The following is a 1,630-nucleotide window of genomic DNA, read 5'->3' on the forward strand; positions in this document are numbered from 1 at the left end:
TCATGGAGAGTTTGATCCTGGCTCAGGACGAACGCTGGCGGCGTGCTTAACACATGCAAGTCGAACGATGACGACCGAGCTTGCTCGGTCTGATTAGTGGCGAACGGGTGAGTAACACGTGAGCAACCTGCCCTTCACTCTGGGATAACCTCGGGAAATCGGGGCTAATACCGGATATGAGCTCCTGTCGCATGGCGGGTGTTGGAAAGTTTTTCGGTGAAGGATGGGCTCGCGGCCTATCAGTTTGTTGGTGAGGTAGTGGCTCACCAAGGCGATGACGGGTAGCCGGCCTGAGAGGGCGACCGGCCACACTGGGACTGAGACACGGCCCAGACTCCTACGGGAGGCAGCAGTGGGGAATATTGCACAATGGGCGAAAGCCTGATGCAGCGACGCCGCGTGAGGGATGACGGCCTTCGGGTTGTAAACCTCTTTCAGCAGGGAAGAAGCGAAAGTGACGGTACCTGCAGAAGAAGCGCCGGCTAACTACGTGCCAGCAGCCGCGGTAATACGTAGGGCGCAAGCGTTGTCCGGAATTATTGGGCGTAAAGAGCTTGTAGGTGGCTTGTCGCGTCTGCCGTGAAAACCCGAGGCTCAACCTCGGGCGTGCGGTGGGTACGGGCAGGCTAGAGTGTGGTAGGGGAGACTGGAACTCCTGGTGTAGCGGTGAAATGCGCAGATATCAGGAAGAACACCGATGGCGAAGGCAGGTCTCTGGGCCATTACTGACACTGAGAAGCGAAAGCATGGGGAGCGAACAGGATTAGATACCCTGGTAGTCCATGCCGTAAACGTTGGGCACTAGATGTGGGGAACATTCCACGTTTTCCGCGTCGTAGCTAACGCATTAAGTGCCCCGCCTGGGGAGTACGGCCGCAAGGCTAAAACTCAAAGGAATTGACGGGGGCCCGCACAAGCGGCGGAGCATGCGGATTAATTCGATGCAACGCGAAGAACCTTACCAAGGCTTGACATGCACCGGACGACTCCAGAGATGGGGTTTTCTTCGGACTGGTGCACAGGTGGTGCATGGTTGTCGTCAGCTCGTGTCGTGAGATGTTGGGTTAAGTCCCGCAACGAGCGCAACCCTCGTTCCATGTTGCCAGCGCGTAATGGCGGGGACTCATGGGAGACTGCCGGGGTCAACTCGGAGGAAGGTGGGGACGACGTCAAATCATCATGCCCCTTATGTCTTGGGCTTCACGCATGCTACAATGGCCGGTACAAAGGGTTGCGAAACTGTGAGGTGGAGCGAATCCCAAAAAGCCGGTCTCAGTTCGGATTGGGGTCTGCAACTCGACCCCATGAAGTCGGAGTCGCTAGTAATCGCAGATCAGCAACGCTGCGGTGAATACGTTCCCGGGCCTTGTACACACCGCCCGTCAAGTCACGAAAGTCGGTAACACCCGAAGCCAGTGGCCCATCCTCGTGAGGGAGCTGTCGAAGGTGGGATCGGTGATTGGGACTAAGTCGTAACAAGGTAGCCGTACCGGAAGGTGCGGCTGGATCACCTCCTTTCTAAGGAGCTACACCAATGATTGGTGGCTGTCTGCTCACCCGCGTGTGGTGAGGATGGTTGCTCAAGGGTGGAACATCAACGAAGAGGCACTTCGCCGGCGGTGACCGGCTC

At 57.4% G+C, this 1,630-nt stretch carries 1 rRNA gene; it reads left to right on the forward strand.

Features of this window, described 5'->3' with window-relative positions:
* Positions 1 to 1,518 (forward strand): 16S ribosomal RNA (locus ABD080_RS16735).
* Positions 1,519 to 1,630 lie beyond the last annotated feature (112 nt).

It is taken from the genome of Brachybacterium rhamnosum (assembly GCF_039526185.1).
Taxonomy (GTDB): Bacteria; Actinomycetota; Actinomycetes; order Actinomycetales; family Dermabacteraceae; genus Brachybacterium; species Brachybacterium rhamnosum.